Source organism: Pseudomarimonas arenosa (assembly GCF_014841215.1).
Taxonomy (GTDB): Bacteria; Pseudomonadota; Gammaproteobacteria; order Xanthomonadales; family Xanthomonadaceae; genus Pseudomarimonas; species Pseudomarimonas arenosa.
On record NZ_JACYTR010000013.1, the window covers coordinates 86705 to 112791 of the forward strand.

17 protein-coding genes and 1 pseudogene are annotated in these 26087 nt (G+C 62.4%); 10 read left to right on the forward strand and 8 right to left on the reverse strand.

The features are described 5' to 3' along the window. Positions 1 to 106: 106 nt before the first annotated feature. The 3 genes and pseudogenes from IFO71_RS22475 to IFO71_RS08960 form a co-directional block, all read right to left on the reverse strand. On the reverse strand, positions 107 to 1258 hold the full coding sequence (locus tag IFO71_RS22475) for a sensor histidine kinase (RefSeq protein ID WP_332309350.1): 1152 nt from the start codon (positions 1256 to 1258) through the stop codon (positions 107 to 109). Positions 1259 to 1374: 116 nt separating this feature from the next. Next, positions 1375 to 2053 (reverse strand): annotated as a pseudogene (locus IFO71_RS08955) (response regulator transcription factor). Positions 2054 to 2091: 38 nt separating this feature from the next. Beyond that, the gene (locus IFO71_RS08960) at positions 2092 to 4476 is read right to left on the reverse strand and encodes a TonB-dependent receptor (RefSeq protein WP_192029288.1); all 2385 of its coding nucleotides are present in this window, start codon (positions 4474 to 4476) and stop codon (positions 2092 to 2094) included. A 227-nt stretch (positions 4477 to 4703) separates the two neighbouring features. Between IFO71_RS08960 and IFO71_RS08965 the strand changes: the two genes are divergently transcribed. Beyond that, the gene (locus tag IFO71_RS08965) at positions 4704 to 5090 is read left to right on the forward strand and encodes a PadR family transcriptional regulator (RefSeq protein ID WP_192029289.1); all 387 of its coding nucleotides are present in this window, start codon (positions 4704 to 4706) and stop codon (positions 5088 to 5090) included. After that, positions 5087 to 6049, forward strand: a complete 963-nt coding sequence (locus tag IFO71_RS08970; RefSeq protein WP_192029290.1) for a sensor domain-containing protein — start codon at positions 5087 to 5089, stop codon at positions 6047 to 6049. Before IFO71_RS08965 ends, IFO71_RS08970 begins: the two co-directional genes overlap by 4 nt. Positions 6050 to 6205: 156 nt before the next feature. Here the strand turns inward: IFO71_RS08970 and IFO71_RS08975 are convergent, their stop codons facing one another. Then, positions 6206 to 6823 (reverse strand): hypothetical protein, encoded by a 618-nt coding sequence (locus IFO71_RS08975; protein ID WP_192029291.1) that lies wholly within the window; start codon positions 6821 to 6823, stop codon positions 6206 to 6208. A 134-nt stretch (positions 6824 to 6957) separates the two neighbouring features. Between IFO71_RS08975 and IFO71_RS08980 the strand changes: the two genes are divergently transcribed. Both IFO71_RS08980 and IFO71_RS08985 read left to right on the forward strand, forming a co-directional pair. Further along, positions 6958 to 10836: an EAL domain-containing protein gene (locus tag IFO71_RS08980; protein ID WP_192029292.1), complete on the forward strand. Its 3879-nt coding sequence runs from the start codon at positions 6958 to 6960 to the stop codon at positions 10834 to 10836. A 151-nt stretch (positions 10837 to 10987) separates the two neighbouring features. Further along, positions 10988 to 11581: a GNAT family N-acetyltransferase gene (locus tag IFO71_RS08985; protein ID WP_192029293.1), complete on the forward strand. Its 594-nt coding sequence runs from the start codon at positions 10988 to 10990 to the stop codon at positions 11579 to 11581. A gap of 150 nt (positions 11582 to 11731) precedes the next feature. Here IFO71_RS08985 and IFO71_RS08990 read toward each other — a convergent pair whose 3' ends face one another. Beyond that, positions 11732 to 12673 carry a LysR family transcriptional regulator gene (locus IFO71_RS08990; RefSeq protein ID WP_192029294.1) on the reverse strand — a complete coding sequence of 314 codons (942 nt, stop codon included), beginning with the start codon at positions 12671 to 12673 and terminating at the stop codon, positions 11732 to 11734. Between the two features lie 397 nt (positions 12674 to 13070). On the opposite strand from IFO71_RS08990, the gene aceB reads away from it, so the two are divergent. The 5 genes from aceB (at position 13071) to IFO71_RS09015 (ending at position 22303) form a co-directional block, all read left to right on the forward strand. Then, entirely contained in the window at positions 13071 to 14669 is a 1599-nt protein-coding gene (gene aceB, locus IFO71_RS08995; RefSeq protein ID WP_192029295.1) for a malate synthase A, read from the forward strand. 83 nt (positions 14670 to 14752) lie between these two features. Further along, entirely contained in the window at positions 14753 to 16090 is a 1338-nt protein-coding gene (gene aceA / locus IFO71_RS09000) for an isocitrate lyase (RefSeq protein WP_192029296.1), read from the forward strand. Positions 16091 to 16336: 246 nt separating this feature from the next. Further along, the gene (locus tag IFO71_RS09005; RefSeq protein ID WP_192029297.1) at positions 16337 to 18505 is read left to right on the forward strand and encodes a hypothetical protein; all 2169 of its coding nucleotides are present in this window, start codon (positions 16337 to 16339) and stop codon (positions 18503 to 18505) included. Continuing rightward, entirely contained in the window at positions 18502 to 19791 is a 1290-nt protein-coding gene (locus tag IFO71_RS09010; RefSeq protein ID WP_192029298.1) for a hypothetical protein, read from the forward strand. Before IFO71_RS09005 ends, IFO71_RS09010 begins: the two co-directional genes overlap by 4 nt. A gap of 172 nt (positions 19792 to 19963) precedes the next feature. Further along, the gene (locus IFO71_RS09015) at positions 19964 to 22303 is read left to right on the forward strand and encodes a serine/threonine-protein kinase (RefSeq protein ID WP_192029299.1); all 2340 of its coding nucleotides are present in this window, start codon (positions 19964 to 19966) and stop codon (positions 22301 to 22303) included. On the opposite strand, the gene IFO71_RS09020 is transcribed toward IFO71_RS09015, so the two are convergent. The 3 genes from IFO71_RS09020 to IFO71_RS09030 all read right to left on the reverse strand — a co-directional run bounded on the left by IFO71_RS09020 (position 22304) and on the right by IFO71_RS09030 (position 24105). Continuing rightward, on the reverse strand, positions 22304 to 22855 hold the full coding sequence (locus IFO71_RS09020) for an ECF-type sigma factor (protein WP_192029300.1): 552 nt from the start codon (positions 22853 to 22855) through the stop codon (positions 22304 to 22306). It abuts the gene before it with no gap. Positions 22856 to 22935: 80 nt separating this feature from the next. Continuing rightward, positions 22936 to 23418, reverse strand: a complete 483-nt coding sequence (locus IFO71_RS09025; RefSeq protein ID WP_192029301.1) for a VOC family protein — start codon at positions 23416 to 23418, stop codon at positions 22936 to 22938. Positions 23419 to 23439: 21 nt separating this feature from the next. Beyond that, positions 23440 to 24105 carry a type II CAAX endopeptidase family protein gene (locus IFO71_RS09030; RefSeq protein WP_192029302.1) on the reverse strand — a complete coding sequence of 222 codons (666 nt, stop codon included), beginning with the start codon at positions 24103 to 24105 and terminating at the stop codon, positions 23440 to 23442. 169 nt (positions 24106 to 24274) lie between these two features. On the opposite strand from IFO71_RS09030, the gene IFO71_RS09035 reads away from it, so the two are divergent. Further along, positions 24275 to 25279 (forward strand): hypothetical protein, encoded by a 1005-nt coding sequence (locus IFO71_RS09035; RefSeq protein ID WP_192029303.1) that lies wholly within the window; start codon positions 24275 to 24277, stop codon positions 25277 to 25279. Positions 25280 to 26087 lie beyond the last annotated feature (808 nt).

The window sequence follows — 26087 nt, forward strand, 5'->3', positions numbered from 1 at the left end:
CCTCGCTACCGTGGACCGCGGCCCGATCAGCGTTGCGCTGATGAAATCTGCCGTTCTATGCGCGGCGAGGTGGCCTTCGAGGCTGCTCATGGCCACGCGCTGCCGCTCAACTCGCTGTTCGCTTCGCAGTCTGTATCGGTTGCCACGACAGGCGCGCGACCACACGCGTCTCATCAGCGTGCAGGGTAAACAGCCAACCGTTGCGCTCGCACAGCCGCTGAACGATGCCCAGACCCAGACCATAGCCGCCGTGAGGCGACGCCGGTTCGATCGACCCTGGCTGCCCGTCGTCGTCAGCGCTCACCTGATTGGTGACCAGAAGCTCATGCGCGTTGATGAGAATCTTGATCGGCCCCTGCCCATCGAGCGTCTGCTCGAACGCGTTTCGCACCAGGTTGTTGAGGGCGATGAAGAAAGCCTGCGGATGGCCGCATACCCTGGGTGTTGCCAGTTCGTTGACAACAACGTCGACGCACTTGCCGCTCAACAGGTAACGCTGCTGATCTACCGCTTGGCTCACCATCGGCATCACCAAGAACTGCTCGTCGTACAGGCCATCATCGATCTCTCTGGCCAGACACAAGAACATTTCAACCGTGGCCTTCATTTCGAGCGTCGCACGCCTCGCCCGCTCGACGGCCATCGCATCAGCCGGCGAAAGATCGCTTTGTTCAAGCAACTCAAGCGCGCCGGTTATCACCGTGATCGGCGTTCGCAACTCATGACTCGCCGATCCGGTGAAGTACCGCTCCCGCGCGACAAAGGCGCTGATTCGCTCGAGCGTCTTCTCAATCGTCGCCGCCAGCATGCCCACCTCATCATCGCCGAACCGGCCCGAGTCGATGCGTCTGTGATCCCCATCCGATAGATGTTGCAGATCGATCTCTGCGACCACTTTGGCCAGCTGCGCGACGGGCGCGACGGCTCTGCGCATTACCACAAGTCCCAGAGCAAAACCCAGCGTGCCGAGCGCACCGACAACGCTGGTGATGACGAGCAGCAACCACCAATCCTCTGACGAAGCCGCCTCAATCCCGGTAACGTCCAGCACAACGAAGGCTCGCCCTTGCGCGTTGTCGGCAGTCACGACGGCGACATGCAACTGTTCGGATTCAAATTCGTACAGCCCCGCTTCGGGATCTGATTGCGCCCATTCCCTGAGTGACTCCGGCAGGCTGCCAACGGCATCGTATCCCTGAAGGTTCAGCGTCAGATCGGGATAGCTCTGGGCCGCACGTCGCAACTGATTGGTGAGCACGCGATCCTCGCTCAGCCTGATTGCAGCGTAAAAGGCGAGGCCCCAGGCCACGCTGAGCAAAGCGACACAAGTCGCAAACGCGATTGCGACGCGCCTGCGCAAACTGTGCCGGTACACTACCGATCATCCTCCGCAATGCGGTACCCGATGCGATGCACGGTATGGATCAGCGGCTTGTGGAACGGCTTGTCGACGGCCTGTCGAAGTTTGTACATATGCGAGCGGAGCCCATCGCCATCAGGGCGTTCGTCAGCCCATAACAGTGTTTCAAGATCGTCGCGAGTCACCACCGATGGCGACTCTTCCATCAGTCTTTGAAGGATCTTGATGCCGGCATGGTGGAGGTGGATGCGCCGCCCTGCGCGATGCAATTGCAGCGTGGATCTATTCAGAACCAGATCACCCACAGTCAGCAGGCTGTCGGCCTTTCGGTGAGTTCGCTTGTACAAGGCCTGCAGCCGCGCATGCAGCTCCTGCAATGCAAACGGCTTGACCAGGTAATCATCGGCTCCCGCCGCGAACCCCCCTAAGCCTGTCGTCGAGCGTATCTCTCGCCGTAAGCATAATCACGGGCGTTTCTGCATGGGCGCCGGCGCGCAGCTTTTGGCAGAAACTCAGACCATCCAAGCCAGGAAGCATCAGATCCAGAACGATGAGGTCAAACGGATTCGTTGCGGCCAGGCGCATTGCGCTCAGACCATCGTAAGCGAAGTCGAGAATGTAACCGTGCTTTTCGAGATACGCGGCAATGTTCGCGCAAATGTCGCGGTTGTCCTCCACCACCAGCGCTCTGATTGGCGCTGATCCAAGCGCGGATACCATCTGACGCCTCCTCACCAGGCGTAGTCGAATCGCAGACCGATAAGCGGCTCGGCTTCGCTGTCGTCCTCCACGTCGACGCCTCTGCGGTAGTCAAACTCGGTGTCATCGGTCGACGAGGCTGCCGTCACATTGATCACATCTAGAAACGCCGTCATGTCAATAGGACCAAAGGCGCGACGATAGTCAATCCGAACGTTAAGAAGCCCGTAATCACTCTTGCGACCGACATTCCGCTCAATGGTCTCTCTCGAAAAGCGCAATGGCTGTCCGGGCCCCAACACGTCTGAGTGCACAACGAAGACATCGTCTGGTCTGCCGGAAAGATACTTGTAGCGCCCAGCCACCTTCCAACGATCGCTGATCTCCCAGGTCAGGCCGAGGGTAGCGACGTGCTCTCGACTGAACTCAGCGGCAACGTCGCCACGACCGTCCTTCCGGTCAACCACAGCATCGTTGTAGGAGTAGGTGGCGGTGGCGTAAATGCCTTCGCGAACCATGCCATTGACCACTACATCGACGCCATGCGATGAACCATCGCCGTTGTTTGCAAACGTTCCGTTTGCTCGGTCGAGGTCGACTACCAGATTGTCGAGGTTCTGATAATAGGCTTCGGTCAGTATCGACCAGCGCTCGTTCGGGAAGTACTCAAAGCCAAAGCTGCCATGCGTGACCTCTTCGTTTTCGAGGTCGTTCAGCTCGTTGGCCGCAAGGTTGAGAAACCGCGGCGACTGGTGAAAAAGCCCTGCGCTTGCAAAGTACCTGATCGCCCTGCTCGGCCGCCAGTTGACGCTGAACCTGGGCGACGTCAAGGTCTCGTCGGTAAGGCCATCCCGATCAAGCCGCATGCCGGTACGGAAATCCCATTTTCCATGTTCGAATACCTGATCGATATAGCCTGCATAGCTGGTTTCCTTCCGTCGCAGCGAGGCGTTGATGTTCTCGGGAGTCAGCACAATGAAACGCTGATCAGGGTCGGGCCTGAAGTCGTCATTGTCATAGACGAAACGAATCCAGTCTCCATCCAGAACGGTGCTGTAGTCCAACTCAACTCGCGTGACATGAATGCCGGCATTGAACACGCCCCATCGATTCGCTGTCCGGAAGTCGCTGCGCCAGCCAAGCTCGGTCTCATCTTCCCTGACGGTGATGATGTCTTCCCGCACCGGAAAACCGGAGGCCGGTGTGCCCGGGGGAACGAGATCGGGAAAAGCTTCACCCTGGGCACTGATCTTGTCACTTGCTCGGTAGTAGACCTTGTTGGTCCAGACAGCCTCTTCGCTGATCAACGATCGCAGCGTCAGGCCATACAGATCGCTATCCTGCTCGGTATCCAGAAGCGATGCATCCTCGAAGTTGGGCGACTCGAAGACATGGGTCACATCGCGACTAAAGTCCTCGTGCGTATCAATGAGCAGCACTTCCAGGGTGTTATTGGTGCCGATCGGCATCACAGACTTGATGATCACATCTCTCAAGACAGGCTCGCCGATGTCGAGTTCTTCGATGTCTTCGAATAGTGCACCGAAGTCCAGTCGCCGGGCGGAAACCAGCAAGGTAGAGCCATCAGTGATGCCGGCCGGGCCGTCGTAGCCCACTTCAAGGCCTGCCAGGTCGTAGCGCAGACTGGCCGAAGGACTGGGATTTCCATCAGCGACCTGGAGCTTGAGCAGCGATGCAGATCGACCGCCGTACGCCGGACCCCATCCCCCCGGTGAGAACTCCGCACCACTGATCACATTCGGCGCGAAGATCGAGAAGCGGCCACCGCCGCCAACGTCCTCGTCTTCGCCCAGTGTTGCATCAAAATGCACCGCCTTGTCGAACGGAAAGTCGTCAACGAATACCAGGTTATCTCGTGGGCCACGACCTCGCACGCTGAAGCTTGCAAACTCGCTGTTGGATGCCAGGCCAGGTAGCCCGTCCAGCGACAGCAGCGGATCTGCGCCACCTCCCACGGCACTGCGCAACGCCTCTCTATCGAGAAATGTGCTGGAAACCGATGCAAGGTCATCCGCCGCCCGCGCCCGCACCACCACCGCGTCAAGTGCGTTCGCGCTGAGTTCGAACTCGACCCGCGTGTTCTTGCGGGTCACCACACGTACGCTTGGCGCATAGGCCGAAGAATAGCCGGCCTTGGTCGCATTCGCGGAATACAGGCCGGGGTCGAGTTGCTCAACGACAACGCGCCCTTGCGCGTCGGTTTCGACCGTCCGTGTGGAACTGGTTTCCCGTTCCGTCAGCATGATCTGCACGCCGGAGAGCGGCCGCTCGCTGTTCTGATCTTTCACAACCAGGGTCAGAGCGCCCGGCGCTTCTGCGGCCAGGGCAGAGAGCGGACCGATCGCCAGGAACGCCAGTAGAGTCAACCAGACTGCCGAATTCGAGAGCCTACCCATCGTGCTATCCCCCAAGAAATGACCGAGATGAGACGCAGGAAGGCTAACAACGCGAATGTGGCAACAAAGTCGCTCGGATGTGAAATGCGGGTGTGAGCTGACCAGCCTTTCGAATCGCGCTTTGCCGAAGAGTCCGGAGACATCGCGTTGCCCGCCCATGACTTGTGGCAGGCTCGCTATACCGAAGTTCTGCATAGTCTTGTGCTCAGACTATGTAGGAGCTCGCGATGTCAGCGACCCCCAACAACGAAACCCTGGCCGACCTGCTGCTGCGCAAGTTCCACAAGGAATTGTCGGCCGGCACGGTGTCGCTGGCCTTGCTGGCAGTGCTGGACTGGGCCAAGCAACCGATGTACGGCTACCAGATCGCCAAGACCCTGGAACGCCACGGCAGTGGCGTGCTGAGTGGCAAGCAGAGTGCGCTGTACCCGGTGCTGCGCAACCTCGAGGCCGCCGGGCTCCTGGCCAGCGAGGTCGAGCCCTCGGTCAGCGGGCCTCCACGGCGCTACTACTCGATTACTGCCGACGGACGCCGGGTGCTGGAGACCTGGCGCCAGGCCTGGACAGCCACACGTGATTCGCTCGACACCATCCTGAGAGGACATCTGTCATGACATCGCCTGATCCCACCGGCAGTTCGCTGCCGCGCTCGGTAGCCGAGTATCTGGTGCAGCTGCGCCAGGCCCTGGCCGGCGCCGATCCGGCGCTGATTCAGGATGCGCTGTACGACGCCGAAGAGTACCTTCGCGCGGAACTGGCGCTGGAAACCACCAAGGGCGGTGCCCGCCGCAGCGAAGCCGAGGTACTGGCGGCGCTGGCATCGAGCTATGGCGCCCCGGCCGAAGTGGCGGAGATCTATCGCGATACTGAACTCAAGGTTCAGACGGCACTGCGAGCGCCGGCGCCGCCGCCGCAGCGCTCGGGCTGGGCGCGGGTATTCGGCGTTATCGTTGAGGCCCGCACCTATGGTGCTCTGCTGTACATGTTGTTGGCCTTGGCCACCGGTGTGTTCTATTTCAGCTGGGTAACCGTCGGCATCTCGCTGTCGCTGGGCCTGTCGATCCTGATCATCGGACTGCCCTTTGTCGTGTTGTTCTTCGGTTCGGTGCGGGTATTGTCCCTGGTTGAAGGCCGCCTGGTGGAAGCCTTGCTGGGCGAGCGCATGCCACGGCGCCCGGTGTACAGCGACCAGCAGCAGCCGCTGCTGACCCGCATCGGTCAGATGTTCAGTGACCCACGCAGCTGGGCCTCGATGCTGTACTTCGTTCTGATGCTGCCGCTTGGCATCCTGTATTCGGTACTGACCATCACCCTGTTGTCGCTGTCCAGCGGCTTTATTGCCTCGCCCATCGTGGCCCTGTTTGGCGCTCAGCGTGTTCAGTTCAGCATGGGAGATGGATGGATGTTCGGCCACCCGGTCGGTGTCACCTATGCCGACCAGGTCTGGTGGGCTCTTCCCCTGCTGTTCGTGCTGGGCTGGACGCTGCTGTTCCTCACCTTGCACCTGGCCCGCGGCCTCGGTTTTCTGCATGCCGCTTTGGCCAAGCAGCTACTGGTCAAGCCTGGTGAATGAGGCGGATCGGGAAGCGCAGAACGCAATCCGATGTTCAGGCTCGCAGCGCCTGCAGGCGCCTGACATCGCTGACACAGGCGATTGCTGAGCCAAGCCCAGCGAGGCGCCGGACACTCGGCGGGCCACAGGCCACCAGGGCAGCCATAACATTGCATTTCACTGCCGTGACTTTGCCCGACGCTCTCGCTCGCGCTGCCGAGCCTGCTCGATGATGCGCTCGCGCTGCTCCGCTTCAAGTTCGGTCGTGCGTCGTTGTCGACTGCGCCACCACCACCAGGTCACCACGCCCCACACTGCCAGCCAGCCGCTCCAACTGATGAAGGTCAATGCACCGGCAATGCGGGTGTCGTACTCGAGCAAACCCCAATGACCCAGCAGATAGGCCCAGTCATGTTCACCGCCGCCGACCAGGGGCAAGGCCTGGGTGCGTGCATCTCCCAGGTACAGGGCGACATAGCGGAAATTCTCGAAGAACCAGATGGCGCAGGCTGCCGCTGAAAACCACTGCTCACGGCGCGCGAAATGCCAGGTCGTGGCAATCGGAAAAACGAATTGTCCTAAGGTACCTCCCAGCCAGCCCATGGTATTGCCGAACAACCCAAAGGCCGGGTGACCGGCTTCGTGAAAGGCCAGATTGACGTGGTCGAGAATCGGCACGAAGTCAAAGCTCAGCACCCACACTGCCGCCAGCAGCACAGCTGTGCTGAACCCCAGGTAGCGCTGACCATCCAAGGCGGGCAATCGATCGATCAATTGGCTAAGGGCGGCCAGCATGGGTTCGAACCAGGAACAGGGTGTGCTGCGCCATCCTAGCAGGGCAGACCGGCAATACATCTGTGCGACCCTGATCTCGGCCTGGGCCAGGGCTTCTTGTTACCCTTTCGACAAGGTGTGAGCGATATGAGCCGATGACCCAATCAGCGCGCTGGACCCTGGCCCTGACATTGCTGAGCTTCGTAGTGATGGCGCCGAATGCGGATGCCACCCCGGAGCCGGTGCCCGATCAGGTTCATCGCCTGCCGCTCAGCGGCGCTCTGGTGCAGAACACGGTGACTGCCCAGTTGCAGGATCGTCGCGGTCTGATGTGGTTTGGCACCCTGGGCGGACTGAATGTCTACGACGGCTATGAGTTCCGCCGCTTCCCCAGCCATCCTCGTGATGCCAGTGCCCTGGCCGAAGTCGATATCGCCGCCTTGCACGAGGATGCGGCGGGGCATATCTGGGTGGCGGGCTTCCAGGGCTGGCTGGATCGCATCGAGCCCAGCAGCGGCCGGGTCAGCCACTACGGCCCGCGCTTGCTGGCTGCCTTGCACGGGTCACACGACGTCAATGCCCCGCCATCACGCGGCAGCGCGGGGTTTGTCGAAGCTGTCGACGGCGGTCTGTGGATCGGTAACAGCCTCGGCTTGCATCGCTATTGGCCGGCCGAAGATCGCCTGACTTCCATCCACACACTGGGCCCAGTGACCGATCTGGCGAGCGCCGGTGAGGGCAGCCTGTGGCTGGGTGGACCGCAGGGACTGATCCGCTGGCACCCAGAGCACGGCGTGCAGGCTGAGTACCGCCATGCGCCGCACGATCCGCGGTCGCTGAGCGATAACGGGGTAACCCGTCTGCTGGTCGATCCGGACGGTGGATTATGGGTGGGTACCGGCCACGGCCTGAACTACCTGCCGCCTGCCGGCACTGCCTTCCAGCGCTTTCAGCATGACGTTGACGACCCGCAAAGCCTGGGCGGAAACGTCGTCCTGGCCTTGCTGCGCGATCGCCAGGGGCGCCTTTGGGTCGGCGGTCAGTCGGGCGGACTTAGCCTGAAGATCGAGCGGGGATTTCATGTCCTGCATCACGAGCCGGACAATCCGCTCAGTCTGGCGGTCGATGACGTGTGGTCGCTGTATCAGGATCGCAGCGGGCTGATCTGGGTGGGCACGGCTGGCGGCGGGCTGAATCAGATCAATCCCCTGCGATTTCGCTTCGACTCCTTGCGCGCCGTGCCGCACAGCGAGAACAGCCTGCGCTCGCCATTCGTCTGGGATATTGTCGGTGATCGACATGGCCGGCTATGGATGACCACCCTGGCCGGCCTGGAGCGCTTCGACCCTGCTGACAAGACATTTCGCCTGTTTCAACCAACGCCCGGAGAACGCGCCAGCAACCAGCTGCAGTCATTGTTGCTGGATCGCGATGGCACGCTGTGGGTCGGCTCGGTAGAGGGCGTGCTGTACCGATTCGATGCAGATAACGAGCAGTTTGAGCAGATCATCGACCCAAGCCGGAGCGATGGACGCCTGGGCAACGGCCGAGTCTGGTATCTCAGCGAAGATCCCGACACCGGCCAGCTGTGGATCTCGGCGGGCAACGAATGGCTGCGCTTTGATCGAGACCAGCGGCAAGTGCTGGAGCGACATCAACGACTGGGCGGGCAATCGCTGGTTGGCGCTGCTGTGCGGGTGTCGCTGTATGACAGTGACGGCGTACTTTGGCTCGGTGGCGGCAATGCCCTGCTGCGCCGAGAACCCGGCGCGGTAGAGTTTCAGGCCATTCAGCATGATCCACAACAGAGCGATTCACTGAGCGAAAGTTCGGTCCGTGCGTTGTACGAGGATCCGCAGGGCAATCTCTGGATAGGCACCCAGAACGGGCTGAACCGACTCAGTGCCGAGAATCGTCGGCGACAGATCTATCGCTTCGATCTGTTCAGCGCCGCCGACGGCATGAGCAACAGCACGGTGTATGGAATTCTGGCTGATTCCAGCGGCGCCCTGTGGATCAGCACCAATGCCGGTCTGTCGCGATTCGACCCGCAAGACCAAGGCTTCGACAACTTCGATGCCGGTGATGGCCTGCAGGCCAACGAAATGAACGGCGGCGCCGAATGGCAGGCAGCCGATGGCCGGCTTTATTTCGGCGGCGTTGCTGGCGTGGTGCATTTTCATCCGGCCGACATCAGTCCGCATCAGCACGTTCCAGCGGTGCTGTTCACCGACGTCGGCCGGCTGGGCAAGGATCGGCAACGCGTGTTTCACCCACCAAGCGGCATGCTCGAACTCGGACCGCATGATCTCGGCCTTTCGTTGGGTTTTGCCGTGGCCGACTACCATGTGCCAGAGAAGAATCGCTTTCGCTACCGATTGCTGGGGCAGAGCGAACAATGGGTGGAGACCACGCGTCCGCATTTCGAGTTGATTCGACCGGCTGCAGGCGACTATCGGCTGGAGCTCCTCGGGGCGCAGCGCGATGACGTATGGAGCGAACAGCCAGCAATACTTGAGATTCGAGTGCATCCGCCCTGGTGGGCGACGCGCAGTGCCTATCTGGCCTATGCGCTAGGCCTGGGGCTGCTGGCCTGGGCATACCACCAGGCACAGCGAGCGCGCCTGCAGCGCGAGCGCGAGTTCAGCCAGCAGCTGGCTCAAGCCCAGTCGCTGGCTGAGGCCAACTATCGCTTGGCGGAACGCCATGCTCAGATCGACACGCTCACCGAACTGCCCAATCGCGCCTCCTTGATGGAAGCACTGGAACGCTATCTGCGGGTCACTCAGGCCAGCCGCACACCCCTGGCCCTGCTGGTAATCAACCTCGATCGCTTTCAACGCATCAACGACACCTTGGGACATCAGGCAGGAGACCAGATTCTGCGCAAGACCGCGGAGCGACTGGCCGCCCAGGTACGTGGTGAGGACTGGCTGGCCCGTGTTGGCAGCGACGAGTTTGCCTTGATTGCGGTGGGCCAAAGCCAGGAACGCAGCAACGCCTGGCTGGATACCCTGACCACTCGACTGGCCGGCGCCATCGGTGCTGCCCACGAACTGCAGGATCCGCCGCTGCGGGTCACCGCCAGCATCGGTATCTGCAGTTTTCGTCATGAGGACGAACAGCCGGGTGATCTCTACACTCGGGCCGATATCGCCATGCACCTGGCCAAACAAGCCGGCGGCAACTGCATGCGCCACTATGTCACCGGACAGCGCGAACAGCAGCAAGCCCGGCTCAATATCGAGAGCCGTTTGCGTGGTGCCGTGCAGCGCAACGAAATGCGCGCCGTGTACCAACCGCTGATCGATCTGCGCAGTGGTCATCTGAGCGGATTCGAATCCTTGATTCGCTGGCAGCCCGCCAATGGCGAGCCGGTGTATCCGGATCAGTTCATTCCGGTCGCTGAGGAGTCCGGCTTGATCGTCGAACTTGGCCTCTGGATGCTGGAAGAGGTATGCCAGCGCTGGGCGGCCTGGGGCCACCCCGACTGGCGTGTCGCGGTGAACATCTCCGCCCATCATCTGCGTAGCGCGTCCCTGGTCGAACAGGTCGATTCGATCCTGCGCCACCATCGAGTGCCGGCGCATTGCCTGAAGCTCGAGCTGACTGAATCGGCCATGATGGAATACGCCGAGTCGGCGGTGGCCCAGCTCAGTGCGCTTCGGCAGCGCGGGGTGAAGATCTCCATCGACGATTTCGGCACCGGCTTCTCTTCACTGGCGCACCTCCAACGCCTGCCTGTTGACGAGCTGAAGATCGATCGTAGCTTCGTCAATGGTCTCAGCCAGGGCGAGCACAATCGAAAGATTGTGCGCTCGATCATTCAACTCGGTCATGCGCTTAAACTTGATGTGGTGGCGGAAGGGATCGAGGAGCCGGGCACCGTTGCCTTTCTGCAAGGGCTGGAGTGCGATATTGGGCAGGGCTACCTGTTCGACCGGCCGCAGCCGGCAGACAATCTGCAGCGCTGGTTGAGCGGCGAACCGGTGCAGTTTGCCGACGTCTCGCCGATTTCCGCCCGCCAAGGGTGAACCTGAGCGTGAGCGCAATGCACCCGCCGATGGCGGCTCAGAAGCGATGCGCCAACTGAGTGCAAGAGTTGCAACATTGTTGGTCGACACTGTGCTCGTCGAGGCTGTCCGGGTTTGCTTGAATAGGACGGGCGGCGCAGAGGAGCATCCCATGTATGTCGAACAATTGAGCCCGGAATCGGCCATGCAGCTGCGGCCGGCGCAATTCGATGCCTTGGCAGGCCTGCTGCAGGACGTGGTCGCCGGGGGCGCATCGGTCGGGTTTCTGGCGCCACTCAGTGCCCGTACCGCGCGCGCTTACTGGCGTGGCGTGGTCGCCGCGCTGGGGGAGGAGTTGGGCCTGTGGCTGGCGTATGAGGGTGAGCATATCGTCGGTGCGGTGCAGCTGGCCCAATGCAGCAAGGACAATGGCCGCCACCGCGGTGAGGTGCAGAAGCTGTTCGTGCTGCGCACCCACCGCGGTCGCGGCATTGCCCGCGCGCTGATCGAAACGGTGGAACGGCATGCGGTGAGGCGTGGCCTGCGCCTGCTGGTGCTCGACACCGAGGCCGGCAGTCCGGCGGAACGCCTGTATCGCCGGCTCGGCTGGCAGGAGGCCGGAATGATCCCCGACTACGCACTCAGCCCGGATGGCCGCCTGCACCCGACGGTGTATTTCTACAAGTCGCTGACTCCGCATAAGCCGCTAGCTAAGGACGCGTCGCACAACAGCGCAGCCGAGCATGTGCACCTGGTGATGATCTGAGCTGTGGTGGGCCACAGGCCTGTCGTGAGCCTGTGGAATGGCCCACCCTACGATGCGGCCTGCCCTACGTCGGTGGCCTACCGTACGTCCATTCGTCGCCGACCGAGCCCTAACCCGGGTATTTCATGAGGTCGCGCCGAAAGATCCGGGCTAACGCTCCGAATGCCCCGACTCGAAATAGTCATGCCGGGTGAACAATTCGGGCTTGACCAGATCGACAAAGGCGCGCGCCTGCGGGCTGAGGTATTTGCCCTTGCGAATCACGATGCCATAGCTGCGCGGGGGGAAGTATTCGCGCAGATTGCGGATTGCCAATTGCTCGCGATCGCGCTCGGTCAGGCAGATGCCGGTAACGATCGAGATGCCCAGGCCCATCGCCACATACTGTTTGATCACTTCCCAACCGCCGACCTCCAGCGCCACGGTATACGGCACGCGGCGCTGCTGGAACACCAGGTCAACCAAACGATAGGTGGTGAGCCGCTTGGGCGGCAGGATCAATCCATACGGCGACAGGTCTTCCAAGCGCAGCGGGTCTTTCTGCGCCAGCGGATGATCCAGCGGCGCGATCAGCATCGGGTCGAAACTATGCGTGGCGGCGTAGTCGATATCGTTCGGCACATCCAGCATTGACCCTACCGCCAGATCCACCTCATCCGAGCGAATCCGCGCCAGGCCGTCGAGACCGGTGACGTTATGCAGCTTCAGCTGCACCTCGGGATGCTGCTCGCGAAAGGCCTGCACCAGCGGCGGCAGCAGGTACAGGATGGTTGAACTGCCAGCGGCGATATTCAGCTCACCGGCATCCAGGCCCTTCAAGCGATGGCGAAACTCGCCTTCAAATCCATCAATACCATCGACCAAGGGCCGGGCTATTTCATATAGCACCTCACCCTCCCGCGTCATTGCCAAGCGCCGCCCCAGACGCTCGAACAAGGACACTCCCAGCGCCTTCTCCAAGGCCGCCAACTGCAGGCTCACCGCCGGCTGGCTCAGAAACAAAGCCTCCGCCGCCCGCGTCACCGTCCCCAACCGTGCCGCATGGCAGAAGGCTCGCAGCTGCTTGAGTTTGGCGCCTTTGTAGTAGTGCATCAGCAGACGGGATTCGGGATTTGGGATTCGGGATTCGTGGGCCCCGGCGGGTTCACGCTGAGCCGAAAAAGGGAGAGCCCCGGACAATCGCTTTGCATGCGTTTCTCTCGCAACGAATAGGACCGACAGGCAAGGAATACGACCGTCATCGCCCGCAGGAAGGCGGTTAAGTGCTTGATCGGTGAAGGTTTCCCTCGCAACAACTGCGGAGCGAGGCCCGCTCTTGCGAATCTCAAATCCCGAATCTCGAATCCCGGCTTTTCAAACACCCGTTTAAGTATCTGAAAAGTGTCATGTATTAATAAAACTAATTTAGACCATTGAAACATTTGCTTTCCAAACGGGCAAGTTCGGTTCTATGGTCGAATGCCATGGTGCAGTGCAACGGAGACCGACAATGGCCGCGGTGTTGATGGAAACGGGAACCGCTTTGGTGCAAGGGCCGAAGGTGGCGGGGGTAGAAACGGTATTGACCCCGGAGGCGCTGTCGCTGCTTACCGAGCTGCATCGCCGTTTCGAGTCGACCCGCCAGGCCTTGCTCGGCGCGCGCAAGACGGCGCAGAAGTGCTACGACAAGGGCGTGCTGCCCAACTTCCGCGAGGATACCCGCTATATCCGCGAGGGCGACTGGAAGGTAGCGGAGATCCCGCCTGCCTTGCAGGACCGGCGGATCGAGATCACCGGGCCGGTCGACCGCAAGATGATCATCAATGCGCTGAATTCAGGCGCCAAGGTGTTCATGGCCGACTTCGAGGACAGCAGCTCGCCGACCTGGGCCAATATGATCGAGGGCCAGATCAATCTGCGCGACGCGGTTGCCGGCTCGATCGATTTCACCGCTGACAACGGCAAGCAGTACGCCCTCGATCCCGAATCCAAGACCGTGCTGCTGGTGCGCCCACGCGGCTGGCATCTGGATGAGAAGCACATCGAAGTCGACGGCAGCCCGATCTCCGGCGGCCTGTTCGATCTCGCCCTGTTCGCCTTCCACAACGCCCAGGCCCTGCAACAACGCCAGCGCGGCCCCTACTTCTATCTGCCCAAGCTGCAGACCATGGAAGAGGCGGCGCTGTGGGATGAGGTGATGGCCTTCCTGGAAGTGCGCCTCGGCCTGCCGATCGGCTGCATGAAGGCCACCGTACTGATCGAAGCACTGCCCGCCGTGTTCCAGATGGACGAAATCCTGTTCGCCCTGAAGGATCGCATCGTCGGCCTCAACTGCGGCCGCTGGGACTACATCTTCTCCTATATCAAGACGTTCCGCCGACACAAGGACCGGGTGCTGCCGGAGCGCAGCCAGGTTGGCATGACCGCGCCGTTCCTGAAAGCCTATTCGGAACTGCTGATCAAGACCTGCCATCGTCGCGGCTGCCACGCCATGGGCGGCATGGCGGCGCAGATCCCGATCAACAACGATGCCGCGGCCAACGAGGCGGCGATGCAGCGGGTGCGCGCCGACAAGCTGCGCGAAGCCAGCGCCGGTCACGACGGCACCTGGGTGGCCCATCCCGGCCTGATTCCGCTCGCCAAGGAGATCTTCGACCAGCACATGCCGGAGGCCAATCAGATCGCCAGCAAGCCGCGCAGCGAGGTCGAAGTCAGCCGCGATGAACTGATCGCCGCACCCAGCGGCAGCATCAGCCGCGCCGGCTTTCTTAACAACATCGATGTCTGCGTGCGCTACCTCGCTGCCTGGCTCGACGGCCTCGGCTGCGTGCCGATCCACTATCTGATGGAAGACGCCGCCACCGCCGAGATCAGTCGCACCCAGCTATGGCAATGGCTGCATGTCGGCGGCCTCAAACTGGACGACGGCAGCGCGATCGACTGGGCACTGTTCGACATGGCCTTGTCCGGTGTTGCCGAACGGTTGCCGGAATCCGGCCTGCCCGGTCAGAACCGAGTGCCGGAAGCGGTACGCATGCTGGGCGAGCTGACTCGCGCCCACGAGCTGGCCGACTTCATCACCCTGCCGGCCTATCAGCGTCTGGCCTGAAGCCGCCGGCGCGCGCACTACCTACTGTTTCACCAACGCTGCAGCGCGGCGCAGGCCGCAACCCCACTACAGGAAAGACCATGATGAGCAAGCAAGCCGAACAGATCGCCGCCCTGCAAAAGGACTGGAACAGCAATCCGCGATGGAAGCAGGTCAAGCGCACCTACTCCGCCGCCGACGTGGTCCGTCTTCGCGGCAGCCTGCAGCCCGAGCACACCCTGGCCAAGCGCGGCGCTGAGCAGCTTTGGAAGCTCGTCAATGGCGGCGCCAAGAAGGGTTACGTCAACGCGTTTGGCGCGATCTCGGCCGGTCAGGCCATGCAACAGGCCAAGGCTGGTCTGGAAGCGGTGTATCTGTCCGGCTGGCAGGTAGCCGCCGACGGCAACACCTCGGAAACCATGTACCCGGATCAGTCGCTGTACGCCTACGACTCGGTGCCGACCATGGTACGCCGCATTAACAACACGTTCCAGCGCGCCGACGAGATCCAGTGGAAGAACATCTGCGACGGCAAGATGAAGGCCGAAGAGGCAATCGACTTCTTCCTGCCGATCGTCGCCGATGCCGAAGCCGGTTTCGGAGGCGTGCTGAACGCCTATGAGCTAATGAAGAACATGATCGTTGCCGGCGCTGCGGGCGTGCACTTCGAAGATCAGCTGGCGGCGGTGAAGAAGTGCGGTCATATGGGCGGCAAGGTGCTGGTGCCGACCGGTGAGGCGGTGCAGAAGCTGATCGCCGCGCGTCTGGCCGCCGACGTGCTCGGCGTGCCGACCCTGATCCTGGCCCGTACCGACGCCGAAGCGGCCAACCTGATCACCTCGAATCACGACGCCAATGATCAGAGCTTCCTCACCGGCGAGCGCACCGCCGAAGGCTTCTATCGGGTGAAGAACGGTCTCGAGCAGTCGATCTCGCGCGGCGTGGCCTATGCGCCGTATGCTGACTTGGTCTGGTGCGAAACCGGCACGCCGGACCTTGGCTTTGCCCGCGAGTTCGCCCAGGCCGTGCATGCCGCGCACCCGGGCAAGTTGCTCAGCTACAACTGCTCACCGAGCTTCAACTGGAAAAAGAACCTCGACGACAAGACCATCGCCAAGTTTCAGGATGAGCTCTCCGCGCTCGGCTACAAGTATCAGTTCATCACCCTGGCCGGCATCCACATCAACTGGTTCAACACCTTCAAGTTCGCCTACGACTACGCCCGCGGCGAAGGCATGCGCCATTACGTCGAGCAGGTGCAGGAGCGCGAGTTCGAAGCACGCGAGAAGGGCTATACCTTCGTCTCGCATCAGCAGGAAGTCGGTGCCGGCTACTTCGACGACGTCACCACGGTCATTCAGGGCGGCTCATCCAGCGTCACCGCATTGACCGGTTCAACCGAAGAAGAGCAGTTCTACGACAACAAGCCGAAAGCGGCCTAACAACCCGTTTTGTCAACACAGACCCCGCCGGAGGCGGGGTTTCTGTGCTCCGGGGGGAGGAACAGCGGCCGACCTTGTCGGCCGTTTGTTTTTGCCAGGCGCCCGTTCGTCGACCGACCTCTCCGATTGATCGGCGCAATCTGCCGCTGGGCGCAAAACGCGGCGGCGCTCGCACATTTGCCCTCTGCCGGTTGCTAGTGTGCAGCAGCTTTCACCGCAGCATCACACGCAACGGAAAACGCGGCCTTGCCATCGACCTGCAATCGACGTGAGTTCGTTACCACGCTGTTCGGCATCGGCGGCCTCGCCCTCTTGCCCGGCTCGGTTCGCCACGCCCTCGGCAATCCAAACCCTCGGTTAAAAGGGGCAGCCGACTTGCCGCTGGTGCGACTACGCTGCGTCGAGAACGTGGTGCAGGCCGGTTTCTGCTTCGGTCAGGCCCTGGCGCCGGGCGTGCTGCCCGCTGGATGGCAACTGCATAGTGATCAGACCAGCCTGCAAACCGTGGTGCTGAACCGCTGGCCCGACGGCAGTGCGAAGTGGGTAGTACTGGCCGGTCAGGTCGATTTACTGGCGGAGCAAACGCTCGATCTGAACCTGAGCCGCGTGCCGACAGTCAGCGCCAGCGGGCTCACCGAAGCTGACCTTGCTACCGCCCTGCCCACCGTGCTGCTGGGCTTCGCCGGCCACAGCGTGCAACTTAACTCATTGCTCGGTATTGCCAGTCAGGATCTTGGCGGCAGTTGGTCTGCTGGCCGAGTGCGCACGGTATTTGCTGGGCCCGAATGCAGCAGCTGGCAGTACTACGCGCCACTGGGTGACGACCCGCAGCTCAGCGCCTGGTTCGAAGTCAGACTGTGGCGCAATCAGGAAGTCGAACTACTGGCCTGGATCGAGAACGGTCGACTGCAAGCGCCCAATCCAGGTAGTCGCGCCGGGCTCGCCAGCCTGAGTATAGGTGGAACTCAACGCTATGCAGGGAGCTTGGACATCCCGCATCATGCTCGCTGCTTGTTGGCGTCCGGCAGGATCAGTCATCGCAGCGCAACGACGGCCGCCGTGGAAGTGCTGCACGACACCGAGCATTGGCAAGGCAGTGGCCTGGTGCCCAGCTACTACGGCCAAACCCCGACCAACGCCGCACTGTTTGGCTCCTTGTACACCGAGTACGCACCATTGAACCAGGGCGGCTTCCCGGCCGCCATGGGCAGCACGGGCTACCACGCATCGATCGGCCTGTTGCCGGAATGGGAGGCTGCGTTTTTCACCAGCGGCGGAGATCAACGTGCGCTGCAAGCGGTGCTGGCCAATGCCGCCGCGGCGGGTCGTTACGCGATTCACTATCGCGATGAAACCAGCAACCAACCGCTGCGCTTTTCGTCCTATCCGCATTTGTGCCTGAGCTCCACGTTGTCGGGCGTCAGCAGCGCCGGCAGCAGCAGCACCAACCACACGACACCGGCCAACGCCGGCAGCGCCCCGCCGACCTGGGCGACCTCACACCATCCCTCGGTAGGCTATCTCGCCTACCTGTTAAGCGGTTGGCAGTATTTTCTGCAGGAGATTCAGTTCTCGGCCACGCTGGGCTTCTTGAAGCAGTCCGATCTCACCCGACAGTACAGCGCCGGCATTCTGCGCACCGACAGCGGATCCAACACCACCCGCGGTGCGGCCTGGTCTTTGCGCACACTCACCCAGGCCGCCTGCGCCACGCCTGACGACGATCCGATCCGCAGTGAGTTGTTGGCAAGCCTGGCTGCCAATGTCGATTACTACCACCAGCGCTACATCGAGACCCCCAGCTGCCCGCAGGGATTCTGTACGCCGTACAGCGACTACAGCAGCGGCGACGGCGTGTATCTCCACGCCGCCTGGATGGAGGATTTTCTCACCGCAGCGTTTGGCTATCTGCTGAGCCTGCGCTTGCTGACCGGCCCCAGCGCGGCACGACTGAACACTTTCTTTGCCTGGAAGGCGCAATCCATCGTCGGTCGATTCGGCGCCCAGGGCAGCCTCACGGAATACAACTATCGCGATGCCGCGCAATACACCATCGCCGTCGCTCCCAGTGATAGCGTCGACTGGGCCGGCGGCAGCGGTCCCTGGTACGCCGATTTCGGCGCGCTCTATGCCGATACCCTGGGCCATGCCAATGAGAGCGAGCCCGGTGACACCCTGCGCGGCGCTTACTATCCTGAATCGACCAGCTATTGGGGCAATCTGCAGCCTGCGCTCGCTTATGCAGTCACCCATCGGGTGCCAGGCGCAGAAACTGCCTATCAACGCATGACCGGCGCCAGCAACTGGGCGCAGATTCTGGCCGGTTGGAACCAGACTCCGGTCTGGGGCGTGCGCCCTTCATCAGCCCCATTCGAGGTGTTCAGCAACGGCTTTGAAGCGGAGGCTGCGCCATGACAACGATACGGCGGCGTGAACTGCTGCTGGCGAGCGGCGGCTTGTCGCTTGGACTCTTAGCATCACACTTCGCTTCGGCAGCGGGCCTTGGCAATGGCTGGCCGCAATGGCGCCGGCAGCTACGAGCGATGCGCTGGGGCATTGTGCCCACCGGCAATACCTTGCCCGGCATCAATCCCGCCCGCGATCCGGCCCTCAATCCGCGTCTGGCGAGCAACCCGAATGACGATCGTGGCCCTTGGGGCGGCGTGCTCGGCATGGCCGGGATCATCGTGCCTTGGTGCGGCGCCTGCTACGACCGTGACGCTGACGCCCTGTGGCTACCGCTCGGCGGTGGCCATGCCGACTATGCCGGCAATGAAGCCTACACACTCTGTTTGGCTGATGAGCTGCCGACCTGGCGCATGCCACGCCCGCCGTCGGGATCGATTCCCCTCGGACTGATCGACCTGAATGACGGCCAGGAAGCCAGCGGCGATTACGCCGATGGCCGCCCTCGGGCGATTCATAGCTACAACAAGCACTGCTATGTGCCCGGGCTCGGCCCCTTGTGCACCGTGCAAGGCTCGACTGCGTTCAGCGGTCAGGCCGGCACCGCCCGCACCTTGCTGCTCAACGAGATGGACGGCGAATGGAGCACGCTGACCAGCCATCCCGCGATGGGCGTCGGCTATGGCGCCGCCTGTTATGACAGCAGTCTGAACCGTGTGTGGTGGCTGGGTGCGGGCACCAGCAAGCTGAGCTGGCTCGATCTCGATCTGCAACAGTGGAACCTGCTGAGCAGTGGCTCGACCTCGCAGGAATGGAGCTACCACGCACTCACCCATGTGCCCGGCCATGAGATTCTGGTGCAGCTCAGCGATGATATCGCCAACGGCTTTGCGGTCTGGGATATCAGCAGCGGCCAGCGCCTGAACCCCGGCGTCGACAACACCCGGCCCGCCCATCTGGCCAGCGCTGGTGGCAAGGCTGGCGGCGTCTGGGTACCCAGCTTGAATGCGATCGCGCTCTGGCATAACACCACGCTCGGCAGCACCGGCGCCATCAGCCTGCTGCGCGCCCCCGATCAGCCACGCGATCAACCCTGGAGCTGGGACAGCCTGGCACTGCTGGACAACGCCGTGTTGCCCAGCACTGCGCAAGCCGCCGGAACTTATGGCCGCTTCGGGTACGCACCGAACCTCGATGGCTTCTATCTGCTCAACAGTTTGGGCGGTCCGCTGCTGTTCTTTGCCCTGAGTGATGGCAATGGCGTGTTCGCCAGCGGTTTTGAACAGCCAGCCTGAGCCGCCGGCGTCGGGAACCTGCTGCCCAGCTGGGCTCACTCCAGTGTGGCGGATCGGGCAGCAATTCGCGTTCCTGCGATTGACACCCCGGCTCCCGCAGGCCTATTGATGGCCGAGCATCGCCAGCGACCCATCTGCCCAGACTTGGAGGAGCATTCCAAGGCGACGACCCATGAGCAAGCCCGACGCCCCGACACCGACACCACGTTCGCAGCGCACTCCGGAGGACCTGTTCCGCACCGGTGGCGCCGCCAGCTGGGTCGAGCAGGCTGACGAGGCGTTCTGGCAGCAGCAGATCGGCGAGCGCCTCGGCCCCTACGAGTTGGTCGAACTCATCGGCGAGGGCGGCATGTCAGTGGTGTTTCGCGGCCGCCGTGCCGACGGCGCGTTCGAGCGCGAGGTGGCGATCAAGTTCATTCGCCAAAGTCGTGATGCCGAGCGCCTGCTGGACGAGGCCAAGGCCGTGGCCGCACTGAAGCACCCCGGCATCGTCGACTTGATCGATGCCGGTCGCTGGAACAATGACATTCCGTATCTGGTGCTGGAGCTGGTCGACGGCGTGACGCTGGATCGCTACGTTAAGGAACAGCGGCCGGGCTTCGGGCAACGGCTCGACCTGTGGCTGGCGATCGGCGATGCGGTGGCCTTTGCCCACTCGCACTTCCTGGCGCATCGCGATATCAAGCCCGCCAATATTCTGATCGAGACCAGCGGTCGACCGCGTCTGGTCGACTTTGGCATCGCCAGCGGTATGCAGCTGGCCGATGCAGGCAGCGACCCGCGTGCGGGAACGCCGTATTACATGGCCCCGGAGCAGTGGTCAGATAGCGCTTCCAGCGATCACGGCGCCGCCGATCAATATGCGCTCGGCCTGTTGCTGGCCGAGTTGCTGCTCGATCGACGGATTCGTCACTACCGGGCCGACGGCACGACCTTGGACAGCGCTTCCAGCCTGGCGCTCACCTGGTCCAGCCTCGATGGCCAGCAGCGGACCGCGCTTAGCCAGTCGCTTGGTCTAAGCCGCGGTCGGCTTGGTCGCCGACTGGCCGGCGATCTGAGCGCAGTCATCGCCAAGGCAACCGAAGATGACCCGGGGCAGCGCTATCGTTCGGTGGCCGAGCTGTCGGCTGAGGTGCGCCGCTGGCGTGATGGCTACTGCGTTGAGGCGCGGCCGGCTGGGCCGGCAAAGCGGCTGCGAAAGCTGGTCTGGCGCCGACGACGGCTGGTCGGTGTAACGGCGATCCTGGCGCTGCTGCTAGCTGTACAGACCACCGCCACTATTCTGCGCCTCAATGAGGAGCGCGATCGCGCCTTGCAGGCCGAAGCGAACGCGCGCGCCAGCAGTCGCTTTCTGGTCGATCTGCTGGCCTCAGTCGATCCGATGCAAGGCAAGATGGAACAGTTCACGCCCAAACAGTTGTTCCTCCGCGCCATGGAGCGTGCTGAGGATCTACCTGAAGCCAGCAGTGCGCGTGGAGAGATTCTGCTCGCATTGGGCGAGCTCGGCATTGGCTTGTCCGAACTTGAGCGGGCAGACAGTCTGTTGCAACGAGCCAGGGCCGCGTTTGAAGAATCGCAGGCACTCGATGGCGCCATCGAAGCACGCCTTTCTCGAGAGTACGCGCGACTCAACTACTATCGTGGCAAGAACGAGGAAGCCTTCGACCACGCCAAGAGAGCCTGGACACAAATGCGCGGGCTACGCGGCGAGCAGGATCGAGAAACCTTTGAGATTGCGCTCGACATGGCCACCCTGAATCCCGATCGTCTGGCCGGCGCTCATGCATTGACTGCAGCACTGGAAAGTCCGTTCCTGGATCCAGGCCTTAGCCAGGAAGCGCGCAATTGGCGCCTGACCGTGCTGATCAATCTGTCATTCGCACACGACGCCGCCGGCCAGCACGATCAGGCATTGCTAGCCGCCGACCAGGCCCTGCAGTTGGCCGATGAAAGCACGCAGTTCCACCTGATGCCAGCGATTCTGAGCTCACGAGCTTACATTCAGTTCCACCGCGGCGAGCTGGCCGATGCGCGGCGCAATGAACAGCAAGCGCTTGACCTCAAGCGCGAGCTGTTTTCGCCGGCTCACCTCGGCATCTTCAGCTCACTCGATACCCTGGCGCGCATCGAGGCCGCTGCACAGGACATGCCGGCGTTGTTGGCGCTGGCGCAGCAAGCACTGGCCGAGCTCGATCGAGGGAAGATTGACCAATGGATCTACACCGGCAAGCAGCGGGTCTGGGGCGGTCGTGCAGCGCTGGCCGAATTGCGCTTGGGCCATCCCGAGCTGGCGGTCGCACGCCTGCAGCAGATCGAATCGAGCTTTGGCCATAACGAGCCCGATGCCTTCGATGCCGTCTGCGCCCATGTGTATCAACAGGCCGGGCGCAGCGATCTGGCCCAGCCCTGTCTACAGCGTTGGCGTGCAACACCACAGCGCGCCGAGTGGGTGCGGGAAGAAGTAGTCGACTTTGCCCTGGAACTGTCGACCGACACCGATGCTTCGGATTGACTACTGCGGATCGACGAATCCGGCCAGAAAGCGTCGCGATTCGGTCCAATGGCGCTCGACGCTCCTAACACTCAGGTCCAGCGCATCGGCGGTTTCCTTGGTGCCATAGCCGGCGAAGAACTTGCATTCGAACACCTTCAATGCCTCGGCATCCCGCTGCGCCAACGCCAGGATGCCCTGCTCGAACGAGGTGACCCGCTCCGGCGTCCAGTCGATACTCGCCACCATCCCTTCCAGGGTGACGTCGGCCTGCTGACCCTTGCGTTTGGCAGTGGCGAAGTAGCGCAGCTGGTCGAGCACGATCTGCCGCATCGCCGTTGCCGCTACAGCAAAGAAATGATTGCGATCCTGGTAAGCTGCACCGCCGCTGCCGAACATCTTCAGATAGGCCTCATGCACCAGGGTAGTGGCACCGACCTGCTGCCCGGCGGCACGCTGACCGGCAATTCGGCGCAACTGCGGGTAGACGATCTGAAACACCTGATCGCGCGCCGCGTTGTCGCCATCCGACCAACGGCGCAACAACACGGTGATATCGGCAGCGTCGGTCACAGCTCGGCTCCGGAAGTCCCGTCGCCATGGTAGCCGGGCCCTTGCCGACCGGCTAGCGACTTGCTGATAACCGGGACAACTCAGGGCGGCATAGGCTGGTTCAGCTGAATCGGATTGCCCAATGGGTCGGTCAGAATGGCGATCCGCACACCCAGATTCGGCTCTTCGAAGGCGGACACGTTCAAGGTCGCGCCCAAGGCGACCAGTCGATCACTGCTCTGTTGCAAGTCCTCGACCCAGACCACCAGTTTGCTCGGTCCATGCACCAGATCGCGCTCAAACGCGCCCCGCGGGTTCGGCGCTGCCTTGTCTGACTGCAATATCTCCAGGCTGAGCGTCGCCGAGCACAGCAGACGCATCTTCAGCCCGTGCTCTGGAAAATCGCGACTGAGGGCCCGCTGCATATTCAGGCCGGCCTGGTAGAACCGCTCGGCCTGTTCAATGTCGGCCACCGATAGCGCGGCTCCCACCCTCGCCGTGGCACAGGCTTGAGCAGCCGACGAAGCGGAGGCCTGCAGACTGGCCAGCGAGAGCAAACTCACGGTCGCGATCACCTTGAACATGTCATTTCACCTTGTTCGAAGTCAGGCCAGGCCAAGGTAGAGCAGGGTGATGCCGATCGCATTCACCGTCATGTGCGCTGCGATATTGCTGACGATCGAGCGTCGCCACAGCCAGAACAGAGCCAGCAGCAGGCCAGTCACACCGGTGCTGATCACCCCGCTGACTCCCTGATAAGCATGCGCCAGCGCGAAGGCGAGTGAACTGCAGATCAACACCGGCAACAGCGCCCGCCGCCCGAACAGGCGCAGCCCAAAGCCGATCAGGAAGCCGCGAAACAGTAGCTCTTCCATCACGCCGCCGATCAGCAGACCGGCGGCCAGCAATTGCAGGTAGGCCGGCAGATTGCCCTGAATGCTGCCGAGGGCGCGAAGATCCACCGGCGGACCGCCGATCCACTCAGCCAGCGGTTCGATCGCCAGATCGCTCAAGGCCACCAGCAGCAAGCCGGCTGCCACGCCTTCCAGACATTGCCTGCCGCGCGATTGCGTCGAGCCGCTCAAGGCGCGGCGCACCGCGGCGGAGAGCGTTATCAGGCACAGCAGGATCAGGCTGGCAAGGATCACGCCGGCGCCCGGTATGGCCAGCACGATGGCCAGGATAGCCAGCCACCACAGCGAGTAACGTCGGCGCGTGACCTGATAGCTGACGGCCGCCTCCGTCGACGGAGTGGCCAGTGAAGTCTGCATAGGGAACGGCTGCTCTAGGGTGTTGCGAATAAGAACGCCAAAACGGCGAGGTTCCGCCAAGGCGTTGCCGGTCTCGCGCAGGTCCCAGGGTTGGCGGATCTGCGCCGCCTCGGCGTTTACCGGAGCAAGCCTTGCCCGACGCGAGGCAGCTTGCCTGGAGACCCTTTCGATGAACACCCGCTTCAACCTTGCCTTGCTCAGCCTCGCGCTGTGTCTGCCCCTGGTGGCCAACGCGTCTACCTCCTGGATCAGCAATCCACTCGAAACTCAGCGCGTCGATCTGCCGGAAGGCAGTGTCGAGATCCTGGTACCGCAAGGGATGCAGCTTGATGATCGCAACGCCCGCAGCAATATGGCCGACTGGAAGCCGGAAGTCGGCCCTAGTTACAAGGGGCCGTCGATTTCGATCTTTCTCGATCCCTATCCGCCGAAATCCGTGCAGGAGGCCAGCGCCGATGCCATCGGCTCGCGCAGCAATACCACGGTGACGCGCGCCGAGGCAGTCGATGGTGGCTATCTGATTGTCTACTCAGTGGGCGACAGCTCGGCGCACGCCGCCAGCTGGCGCTCGATCGGCAAGCGTTCGCTGAAGTGCCGCACTCGCCTGTCGCGAGAACGCGGCCAGCCTTCGATGGCCGAAGCCCTGGCCTGGGCCGAGAAAATCTGCAGCAGTGCCAGCGCCAGCGCGACAAGCCCAAGGGCGGTCGCGGCAGGCGCCGCCGCCGGCGCGCAGATCAGCGACGCAACGGTGGGACTGAGCATCACCCTGCCGGCCGGCTGGGTCAGTCAACGCGATCCGCAGGGCGGCCCGATTCAATTCGGCAGCACGGCGACCGCGATGAGCAAGGGTCCGGGCGATGACGCCGTCGGCGGCATGCTGTTTACCGGCAGCGTGGCGCAGATGGGCAAGGATCCGGTCGCCCTGCTGGATCGGTTTGTGGAGAAGACCACCCAGGGCGCCCAGGATCGCGGCAAAGCCTCGAGCCTGCGCATCAAGGGTCGCCCCGCGGCGCGGCTGAACTATTCCGGCACCATGTCTGGTGTCAAGGCGATGTACTCCTTCTATGCCATCGTCGGCGAGCGTAACGTGGTGTTAATCATGGGCGTCGATGGCAGCCGCGGCAAACACCTGGCTGCCCTGGCCGAGATGGCGATGAGTGCCTCGATCAATTGACGGCGCTTTGGCGGATTGACGGCGTCTAGTTGAACAACTCGGAGCTCGACAGCCAGGGCCAGCGCCAGTATCGCTTCAAGCTAGGGGAGGTCTGAACAAGTCCATCCTGGACTTTTCAGACGCGCCGAGCTCGGCACAGGTCCGAACTCGTCTTACGCTGATCAACAACTACGTTGTTGGTCGCGGCGGTGCATCCTTGCACCGCGCGAATCTCTGAACTTGTTCAGAGATTCCCTAGGCGCCAAGGTTCTCGATCGCTTGGAGCAACGTTGGGATTCGGCCATGAGGGGACGGTGGCGCCTTGCTGTCCTTCTCCCCTTGGGAGAAGGTGCCCGAAGGGCGGATGAGGGTACGAATACGCCGTGAGGGTCGTTGCAAACGACCATTGAGGAAACCGGGTCCTCAACCCCGGCCCCTCTCCCACGGGGAGCGGGGGGACCGCTTCGGTTCGCCGCCACGCTGGCTGAGCTTGTCGAAGCCAGCCGACCCAGCATTGCAACCTCAATGCTCGCGTGGTCACCTTCAGGGCTCGCTTCGGTGAGGCACCCTTCGACGGGCTCAGGGTGCGTCAAGGCGATTCCATCGCTTTGAGCGGTCGATGGCCGACATCATGTCAGGAAGCACCAAAGCCAAAGCACCCGCATCGGACCGCTCGAACGCGTAGCCAAGGTGTCGTCTAGCCCGGATATTTCATGAGGTCGCGCCGAAAGATCCGGCAATTCCAAGCGGGGCGAGAGTTTCGACCGATGGTGTTGAGATAGCAGAGTGTTCGCGATCTTTCGGCGCTGGCACGGCCCTCATTCGGCCG

What these genes read in the sequence shown, in the direction of transcription:
- IFO71_RS08960 (WP_192029288.1), bottom strand. Translation starts at nt 4,476, where the DNA reads ATGGGTAGGCTCTCGAATTCGGCAGTCTGGTTGACTCTACTGGCGTTC.
- IFO71_RS08965 (WP_192029289.1), top strand. Translation starts at nt 4,704, where the DNA reads ATGTCAGCGACCCCCAACAACGAAACCCTGGCCGACCTGCTGCTGCGC.
- IFO71_RS08970 (WP_192029290.1), top strand. Translation starts at nt 5,087, where the DNA reads ATGACATCGCCTGATCCCACCGGCAGTTCGCTGCCGCGCTCGGTAGCC.
- IFO71_RS08975 (WP_192029291.1), bottom strand. Translation starts at nt 6,823, where the DNA reads ATGCTGGCCGCCCTTAGCCAATTGATCGATCGATTGCCCGCCTTGGAT.
- IFO71_RS08980 (WP_192029292.1), top strand. Translation starts at nt 6,958, where the DNA reads ATGACCCAATCAGCGCGCTGGACCCTGGCCCTGACATTGCTGAGCTTC.
- IFO71_RS08985 (WP_192029293.1), top strand. Translation starts at nt 10,988, where the DNA reads ATGTATGTCGAACAATTGAGCCCGGAATCGGCCATGCAGCTGCGGCCG.
- IFO71_RS08990 (WP_192029294.1), bottom strand. Translation starts at nt 12,673, where the DNA reads ATGCACTACTACAAAGGCGCCAAACTCAAGCAGCTGCGAGCCTTCTGC.
- aceB (WP_192029295.1), top strand. Translation starts at nt 13,071, where the DNA reads ATGGCCGCGGTGTTGATGGAAACGGGAACCGCTTTGGTGCAAGGGCCG.
- aceA (WP_192029296.1), top strand. Translation starts at nt 14,753, where the DNA reads ATGAGCAAGCAAGCCGAACAGATCGCCGCCCTGCAAAAGGACTGGAAC.
- IFO71_RS09010 (WP_192029298.1), top strand. Translation starts at nt 18,502, where the DNA reads ATGACAACGATACGGCGGCGTGAACTGCTGCTGGCGAGCGGCGGCTTG.
- IFO71_RS09015 (WP_192029299.1), top strand. Translation starts at nt 19,964, where the DNA reads ATGAGCAAGCCCGACGCCCCGACACCGACACCACGTTCGCAGCGCACT.
- IFO71_RS09025 (WP_192029301.1), bottom strand. Translation starts at nt 23,418, where the DNA reads ATGTTCAAGGTGATCGCGACCGTGAGTTTGCTCTCGCTGGCCAGTCTG.
- IFO71_RS09030 (WP_192029302.1), bottom strand. Translation starts at nt 24,105, where the DNA reads ATGCAGACTTCACTGGCCACTCCGTCGACGGAGGCGGCCGTCAGCTAT.
- IFO71_RS09035 (WP_192029303.1), top strand. Translation starts at nt 24,275, where the DNA reads ATGAACACCCGCTTCAACCTTGCCTTGCTCAGCCTCGCGCTGTGTCTG.